This window comes from Paenibacillus oleatilyticus (genome assembly GCF_018998565.1).
In the GTDB taxonomy this organism is placed as follows: Bacteria; Bacillota; Bacilli; order Paenibacillales; family NBRC-103111; genus Paenibacillus_G; species Paenibacillus_G oleatilyticus.
The window spans coordinates 164,107-172,307 of the sequence record NZ_JAHNZO010000016.1 but is presented as its reverse complement, the minus strand read 5'-3'; the positions used below and the strand labels follow the sequence as shown (position 1 = coordinate 172,307).

The window sequence follows — 8,201 nt, the reverse complement described above, 5'->3', positions numbered from 1 at the left end:
ATTCAGAAGTCATCTCCTAGCTGCTTAAGGCTTCAATACCGTTTTTCAACACTGTCCATAAATGAGGTTACAGTTCAGTATGCTGTGTGGCCAGGTAATTGGAGTAGTGATCTGTTTATCATTGATGACCTTGATGCTTTTGCGAACGCATTTAATTTTATTTGATCGGTTAGACATATTTAATTTGTTCTATATACTGGTGCCGCATGGGCAGGAATATTGTGGGTATTATAACACTATTAGTGTTTCTCTTTCATTTCATGATCAACTTTCGATGAGCCAGATCTAACTTTTTGGGTAGGTTCATATCTATGGTAGTGAAATACCCAGTGCTGGGAGAGCGCATCGCTGGCAGCGATGAGGTCAGGGGTTTCGATCCCCCTAGGCTCCCTACTCGAAAACCCTTGAGGAATCAAGGGTTTTTGTCATTTTTGCATAAATGAAAATTGGTGCCAAAAACAGATTGGTGCCTTTATTGGTGCCTTAGTTTGTACGCTTGCGTGACCAAGGCGCAACGAAAGAATCTCAGAGTTAACGCTTGCCGTAAGAGGAGGGTTTTGTGAAGGTACGTTTTATAAATATAGGCATATGATGACATTATAAAAATATGGAGGGAATGACAGAAGTGCATCATCTGCCGAAATCGTATTTTAATCCATTGTACTCATATCCTTACTGCCCTGGTATGAATATACCCGTTTATTATCCAAGCTATAGGTCTGGAAATCAGCAAAATCAATATCCTTTAAATCAAAATGTATTTTTACACTCTTATCCTGTTGCCATTGATAATGCTCCACGATTTGAGTCTTTAGATGAGCGGGTAGTAAAGGATCATGGAGCAAAACCATATGTAGTTAATATTGATAAGGTTACAAAACAAAACAATACTTACCGAACCGCAATATGGACAGGGAGACACTTTCAAGTGACCGTAATGAGTATCAATGTTCGAGATGACATCGGCTTAGAAGTTCATCCACATACCGATCAATTCATACGAATTGAAGAAGGCCAAGGACTTGTTCAAATGGGCGATACCAAGGATAGATTAAATTTTCAAGAAAAAGCCTATGATGGATACGCAATTATGATTCCTGCCGGAAAGTGGCATAATGTGATCAATACCGGGAATAAACCGCTCAAAATTTACGTGATCTATGCGCCGCCTCATCATCCATACGGGACAGTTCAAGCAACAAAAGCAATGGCAATGACTCCTCATTCCAGGCTTTATTAGGAGGCGTTCACCACCCCGATTTCATCCATCTGCATGGTGAATGACGTAGAGAGTGAAATGGGAGCTTCGGGGCTCCTCTTTTTCGGTATTTATTTTACAGAACCCGGTCCGAAAACGGGCGCTAGCTTTGAAGCAGACAGTTGCTCGCTAAGGCCGAAATATTCGCAGAAATTCATAATCATCGGATTCCATTTTGAAGGATCGATATAATTGGAGTTTGCGTCCATTAGAAGATCTTCTTCGATATGAACTTTTTCGATGCGTACTTCAATAGCGACAAGGGAGCTTGGTTCTTCGAACGGATGCAGCTTCACCAACTGGGCTTCCAGATGGACGGGGCATTCTTTGACGCGCGGCGCTTGAACAAGCTGTGCCGGAAGCGGGGTCAGCCCGGCAATACCGAATTTATCCGCTTCATGCTGATAGCCCCTCATGGCTTTGGATTCGGGTACCGGATTTCGACCCGTTAACAAGGTCAGCCGATCAATCGCGGGAATCAAGTCAATGGACGGGAGATTCAGTACACACTCGCGTTCGCGGATCAAATTCTGAACGGTCTGAGACTTGCTGCTTAAACCGAGCATACACGATTGATTGAGCCACCAGGCAGAGGACATAGGAGCCAAATTGGGCGTGCCGTCTTCGTTGATCGTACTTATAAGCACGACAGAGGTGCCAAAGTAAAGAATTTTGGGTTCGATTACCGTATGCATAATGTATCCGCATCTCCTTTTTTGATCAATTTTTTATGAATATATCACAAGTTTTTTGCGGGAGATACGGATATGGAGTAAAACAGCAAGATGTCAAAAGTTCCTCCATATGGTGAGGCTGCGGAAAAGAAGATTAACGTTTCGCAGTTGGATGGCATTGAAAAGATGTTCATCCCGTACGAGGATCAAGCAAGGCTCTTTCTGCAGTTTTTCTCCAAAGCCGTGCTGGATCGCAATTTGCAGGAAGTCGTATCCAAGAGCTATATGGCTGATCTTCATGGCATTGCCAAGATTTTTGATTACGGCAACATGAAGGGGCAAATGTCTGTAGAAGATTCCCGAAGCGCCGCTTATGGGCTGTTAGCGATGGTCGTAGGTCTAAGCTTTTTTAGAGTAGCGAACATTCCGCCAGCCAATGGCGAAGATAACCGGTTCATTTGCGAAGATTACGTGAGAAGGTTTACCGGCGGATGAGGAACGTGAGGAAAACGGGTGTCACACGAACGGCATAGTTATGCGGAGTATCCGATGGTGACAATTCCCGCAGGTGGAGTTGAATAAGGGACGATCGAATAAAAGTGGCCTGGACGGCCCAAGTGGATTCTTTCTTGCTTGCACCGGTTCCTGTAATGTGGCGGAAAAGCAAGAGGCGGCGCGGATCATTGAGATTCACTGATAAGGGCTGCGTTCAGAGTGTTGAAAAAGTGGTTTAAACAAAAAGTAGAGATACATACGGAGGTGGGGGATCTACTGGAGGAGCGATAGCGTTCGCCTTTGTCTGCGGGAAATGTCCGCTGTCAAGCGGCTTCCAATAAAAATTTCCTGCAGACAAGAGCGACCGGAAGTAGATACCCCACCCCTCGTACGCCACTATTATCTTCAGTAACCACTTTCTCAACAAGCTCAACGCAGCCGATATGGGCTGCGTTTTTTGTATGGGCGAAGATCGGATCTGCCAAGTTTCATTGGATCGTTTTGAGCTGGCTTGTTATTGTGCCAAGGTGAATGGCTTCATGAATGAGCGCAAAGTTGAATAATTCGCCGGCAGTATTGAATTGAAACGGCCCCATCACAAACGGTGCTTCAAGCGCATTATCCAGCATTTCGGGCGTCAGCTCTGAGAAGCGGGAAAGCTGCGCTGTTAACCCTTGGATCAGTTCATCCTTAGATGGAGGTGTCATGGTCCAATCCGAAGGCTTGGTTCCCGAGCCAAACAGCGTCTCGTAATGTCCAGGAATAGCGGACGGTGAGCCGAAGCTGAGGGTAGAGTACTTATCCATCCAATAGATCATGTGACCAACATTCCAGCGGATGGTGTTATTGAAGCCTACCGGTTGGACGTCGAATTGCGCCTCCGAAATTCCTTGAACCTGCCCGATGACGACTTGACGCAGAACTTGACTTGTGTGAATAATCGATTGAGTCATGATTTAAGTGCCTCCTCAATGTATGGTTGATGTGGTTCGCTTTCATAATCCAAGTGTAGCTTTTCATCGATGATGCAACAATCACGTAATTCCGATGAAAATGATCACTATAACTAATGACCGGCCTGGACGATGTTTTTGATGCGCAAACGATGATTTTTACGAAGGAGTTGCGGAAGAATGGAATTCAGACAGCTTCAATACTTTGCCGCCATATGTAAGGAGATGCATTTCTCCAAAGCAGCCGAGTCTCTCTGCACCACGCAGTCAAATCTTAGCCAGCAGATCAAGTTTTTGGAGAACGAGCTGGGGCTTCCTCTATTCGACCGCATCGGAAAACGGATCGCGTTAACCGAAGCAGGCCAAATCCTTTTGGAGCAAAGTCAGCTGATCTTTGAACGGATGGATTATATTCAGAGGGCGATCTCGGATCTGAAAAAGATGGAAGGCGGCAGGCTGGATATCGGGATACTTCCCGGCGATGGGGATTTGCTGTTTGATGCGTTACTGGTCGATTTCCATCGCTCCTACCCCAAACTTTCACTTACCGTGACGGAATCGACGGAAGTGTATAAGGAGGTTGTCGCAGGCACGCGGGATCTTGGCGTTACGACGGTACCTGAGAACCCCGACGAGCGTATTGTCATCGAACCGCTTTTTCACGAGGAATTTGCCTTGGCCATCCGATCGGATCACCCTCTGGCGAAGTCGAAGGCGATCCCGTTCGAACAAATTCAGCAATTGAAGCTGGTCATGTTCGGTCCCGAACACCAGATTACAAAATTAATTCAATATCATTGCCAGGAGAAAGGGGTAGTGCTGGACAATCCGATCGTGACCTCGACGTTATCGTCGCTGCTGTTGCTGGTAGAGCAAGGGATTGGGGCCTGTATTTTACCACGAATGCTATTGGATTATTTAAATCGTGAGAACATCACCGCCGTTACCCTGCAGCATCCTACCCCGAGTCAAGACATTTGTATCATTTATCGCAAGGACAAATTTTTGGGACAGGCGGCAAGATTGTTCATGGAAGTCCTGCAATCTTTTATTCAAAGTGTAGAGGATCGTACCAGCCGCTCGTTAGGGTGAAGGAGTTTAGAAGCCAGTTCCGCTGTGTCGGGGCTGGCTTCTGTAAGTTATCCCCCATGAGGCGGTATTTGCTACCAGAAGCTAGTGCAAGTTTCTCCAATGTATTACTAGAAAAAAGTTATAAAAATTCTTAAATTATGTAAGATCATAGCGGAAAGACGTATACTGTTAAAATGAGTTAGTTTCATGGTTAAAGCGTCGATAGACTTTATTTCGGGAGAGTGAATCATGTCCAATTTTGATTTTCATGCATTACTAGAACCACTTGAATTTGAAGGGCTTGTTTGCGATATCGTTCAACTCAGGGAAGGTATTTTTTTAGAAACATACAAAGAAGGTCGCGATTCGGGAATTGACGGCTTATATATTGACAGCAATGGTAGAAAAACCATAGTTCAAGCAAAACGCTACAAAAATTTTAATAAGCTATGTCGTGACTTGGAACGTTTAGAATTGCCCAAGGTTCGGAACTTAAATCCTGACCGATACATCTTAGGGGTTTCATTTGAATTTGGGCTAGGAGAGAAAGAGAAAATTAAGGAGTTGTTCGACGGATATATATCCAGCGAAGGTGATATTTTAGGCAAAAAGGATATGAACCGTTTACTAAGAGACCCTAAATACGAGTGGATAGTGCAAGCTTATCCTAAACTTTGGATGCCAAGCATTACTATATTTAAGAAAATATTAAATGAATCTGTACACCGGGCAGCCTATAAAGAGTCGGCAGAGGAGCTAAAAGAGGCGCTTAACACATCAAAAGTTTTTGTTCCAACCAGAATTTATCGAGAAGCGTTGCATAAGTGGTCACAAAACCATGTAATTATTCTCTCCGGAGAGCCTGGTGTAGGTAAAACATCGATGGCCTATCTTTTGGCTCTAGCCTATTTACAGCCTAATGATTTGGATGGATTTGTATGGGCTAACTCAATTGATGATGTATATAAAATGCTTGAAGATGAAAAGAAACAAGTTTTTATTTTGGATGATTTCTGGGGTAGCATTTTCCATGAAGAACATAGGCGCAGAAACGACGAGAATCGACTGAATAAACTAATTAAACGTATTATTGAGTCAAAAGTGACGAAGCGTTTAATCCTGACGACTAGAGAGTATGTACTGCAACAAGGCTTACAAAAACATCCTGAATTAAGAGATACGCTAGATAAATACTCATTAATTTGTACAATGGAAGAATACGGGTATGGCGAAAAAACCAGTATTTTGTTTCGTCATCTTTACGTATCAAAGCTTGAATATGAATATGTAAATTACTTATTTGGTAAGTATAGTGAAATAATATATCATCCAAATTATAATCCGCGGGTGTTGGCAATCTTTCTGAATAAAGAACTGGACATAGACTGTTCGCCTGAAGAATACTACAACGAATTATGGGACTATTTCGATAATCCAGGTGCATTCTGGGAATCTATCTTTAAAGAACTTTCGCCAGAAGCAAAAATGGTCGCTTTGCTTCTGTTAATTTCGTCTACCCCTATGCGATTGAGTGACATGAATACTTGCTATGTGAAATATATACATCATTTCAGCGATCGTACAAATATATTGAATTTAGGCGAATGCATAGCGGAACTTGAAAAAACAATGATTAAATCATTCTACAGCAAGGAAGAAGAAGAAATTCTATTAAAGTTCAACATGCCGGCAGTACAGGATTTTCTATATTCGTATATTAAAGAAAACAGCGAACACTGTATCCCGCTGATTTTAAGATGCTGCGCTTTCTTCAATCAACTTCAATTTCTACTAGAGCATCAAGCAATACATTGTAGTGATATAGTTTTAAAGTTAATAGAAGAACAATGCATCTTGCACTATCACGACTATACTGATAGCTATATGGAATACGATGGGAGTTGGAACTGGAATATAGATACAGATTTTTTCAAACAAAGAGAAGAACTACATAGGTTCTTTCATTTACTTCGTTGTTGCAAGCCTACAAAGCATCCTAAGCTCTACCACTTTTTAGAAATCGAAATACGAGACTATTGCTTAACAATGGATAGGGGGAATTTAGAAGCACGGTATTCAGACTTGCACAATTTACCGGATATAATAGTACGTTGCATAAAAAAAAGGAATGACTTTTAATGGAAAAAACATACTTGAAAAATATTATGAAGTAGCATTCAGTGTATATCATTATTCAGCAATGAAAGAATTTCAAGAAGTATTTCCAGAAGAATACAGTTTATTCTACAGCACTTACTTTCATAAAATTAAAAAAGGGCTAAAGAATAGTATACTTTCTGAACTAGAAATGCTTGATGAAATGTGCATGGATATTGAATTAGATGTTTTGATCGATAATATTCCAGAACTTCTCGAGGAATTCGGTTTACGCTATACCAAGCAATTTGGACAGAAAATATATTCTTTATGTGGAAGAGAACCAATAACTGCATCTCAAAAAAAGGTGTCATCTAAAAAGCCAACTCGCGATTACATAGATCGGGAAGAGCAAGCTCACCAAGTCGTAAAAGAAGATGCTGAAAATTGGCTTTTGGGACCGCAAGAAGAAGATTTAAGCGAAATGCAGATTAAGGAATTTATTTCAAAAAGCAGCCTTACACCAACTTTGAAAACAAAAATGATACAAGTGCTTAATTCTGGATCACCGCATCATATTTTCATGTTCTTTCAAACTAAAGAATCCATTGAGTTGCTATTTGCCGCGTTATCCGAATCCGATTATGAAATAACTGATCAAGAGAGCATGCTTAGTATAATTATACTGTCTCACATTGGTCAGAATAATCGAGATTTGATGAAAAAGCTTATTGGTTTTTGTGCTGAGAGCTTTAATATTATCATGTATCAGGAAGAACCTGTCTTGCGATTAAATCAATTTTTATCCAGCGAGGTTTACAACTACTATTTAAAAAATGATGATTCATTTCAAGAGATTGTCTTTAATCATTTGATCATACGTGATGAACAATGGGTGCGTTTTCTTCATATACCACTATTCATTTTTTGTTATGCTTCTATATGGTGTATAGATGGTGATGAGTTAGAAGAACACTACCATAACCTTTGGGGGAATAATTTTGATAAAATTAAGCGCATAACGACTTATGATTTCAAACCTGAAGCCAGTATATACTATGCTGAGTATGGTACTTACTACTTCAAATGCTATGAATGGGAGCGCTGTATGTATAAAATGTTTGAAGAACTAAATCCTTTTCATTTTAACAAATCCTACGTGGAACCCATGATTAAAAACTACCTGGCCAAATTAGGGAACGGAGATGATGAGAGCAGAGTCTTAAATCATTTATCTTATTGCAGAATAGAATTTGAATATGATAAATCTGGGGCTCAACGTTATTCTAGTTGTCATCTTAGTGATGAACTCAGTTTGATTGAGCATCTGGAAATTGCATATGTCCTGGATGCAGAACCGAGACTAATGACGAAAAACAAATTAAAAGAACTGCAAAAAAACGAAACAATCTGTGAAAAAGATGATGATATATGGAGAATATTATTTTATAAAATAGAAGACATCAAATTGCTGAAGGAACTTGGCATCTATGATGAATTATTAAGTTTTGTGAAGAAAGTGGAATTTGTACATAAAACATTTACGAATGGTAATTATGCACGAATAAATATTTCTAACACTCCTTTCCCTTCGATCACCTAGCCGTGATTTGACTTCCTTTAAGAAAATGTTTATACTTTGTATAAACTTTT

6 protein-coding genes and 1 pseudogene are annotated in these 8,201 nt (G+C 40.7%); 5 read left to right on the top strand and 2 right to left on the bottom strand.

Going from position 1 to position 8,201, the window contains the following annotated elements:
* Positions 1-616 precede the first annotated feature (616 nt).
* The gene (locus KQX66_RS21075; protein ID WP_253957312.1) at positions 617-1,240 is read left to right on the top strand and encodes a cupin domain-containing protein; all 624 of its coding nucleotides are present in this window, start codon (positions 617-619) and stop codon (positions 1,238-1,240) included.
* An 89-nt stretch (positions 1,241-1,329) separates the two neighbouring features.
* Here the strand turns inward: KQX66_RS21075 and KQX66_RS21070 are convergent, their stop codons facing one another.
* A complete protein-coding gene (locus KQX66_RS21070) occupies positions 1,330-1,953 on the bottom strand; it encodes a flavin reductase family protein (RefSeq protein WP_216794769.1) in 624 nt (207 codons plus the stop codon).
* Between the two features lie 99 nt (positions 1,954-2,052).
* On the opposite strand from KQX66_RS21070, the pseudogene KQX66_RS21065 reads away from it, so the two are divergent.
* A pseudogene (locus KQX66_RS21065) lies at positions 2,053-2,427 on the top strand (TetR family transcriptional regulator C-terminal domain-containing protein); the annotation flags it as partial.
* A 488-nt stretch (positions 2,428-2,915) separates the two neighbouring features.
* On the opposite strand, the gene KQX66_RS21060 reads toward KQX66_RS21065, so the two are convergent.
* Positions 2,916-3,380 (bottom strand): DinB family protein, encoded by a 465-nt coding sequence (locus KQX66_RS21060; RefSeq protein WP_216794768.1) that lies wholly within the window; start codon positions 3,378-3,380, stop codon positions 2,916-2,918.
* A 180-nt stretch (positions 3,381-3,560) separates the two neighbouring features.
* Between KQX66_RS21060 and KQX66_RS21055 the strand changes: the two genes are divergently transcribed.
* The 3 genes from KQX66_RS21055 (at position 3,561) to KQX66_RS37455 (ending at position 8,151) form a co-directional block, all read left to right on the top strand.
* On the top strand, positions 3,561-4,472 hold the full coding sequence (locus KQX66_RS21055; protein ID WP_216794767.1) for a LysR family transcriptional regulator: 912 nt from the start codon (positions 3,561-3,563) through the stop codon (positions 4,470-4,472).
* A gap of 228 nt (positions 4,473-4,700) precedes the next feature.
* Positions 4,701-6,590 carry an nSTAND3 domain-containing NTPase gene (locus KQX66_RS37460; RefSeq protein ID WP_253957311.1) on the top strand — a complete coding sequence of 630 codons (1,890 nt, stop codon included), beginning with the start codon at positions 4,701-4,703 and terminating at the stop codon, positions 6,588-6,590.
* The gene (locus tag KQX66_RS37455) at positions 6,580-8,151 is read left to right on the top strand and encodes a hypothetical protein (RefSeq protein WP_253957310.1); all 1,572 of its coding nucleotides are present in this window, start codon (positions 6,580-6,582) and stop codon (positions 8,149-8,151) included. Before KQX66_RS37460 ends, KQX66_RS37455 begins: the two co-directional genes overlap by 11 nt.
* Positions 8,152-8,201: the final 50 nt, after the last annotated feature.

Coding starts and splice junctions, on each gene's coding strand:
- KQX66_RS21075 (WP_253957312.1), top strand. CDS start 617: ATGACAGAAGTGCATCATCTGCCGAAATCGTATTTTAATCCATTGTAC.
- KQX66_RS21070 (WP_216794769.1), bottom strand. CDS start 1,953: ATGCATACGGTAATCGAACCCAAAATTCTTTACTTTGGCACCTCTGTC.
- KQX66_RS21060 (WP_216794768.1), bottom strand. CDS start 3,380: ATGACTCAATCGATTATTCACACAAGTCAAGTTCTGCGTCAAGTCGTC.
- KQX66_RS21055 (WP_216794767.1), top strand. CDS start 3,561: ATGGAATTCAGACAGCTTCAATACTTTGCCGCCATATGTAAGGAGATG.
- KQX66_RS37460 (WP_253957311.1), top strand. CDS start 4,701: ATGTCCAATTTTGATTTTCATGCATTACTAGAACCACTTGAATTTGAA.
- KQX66_RS37455 (WP_253957310.1), top strand. CDS start 6,580: ATGACTTTTAATGGAAAAAACATACTTGAAAAATATTATGAAGTAGCA.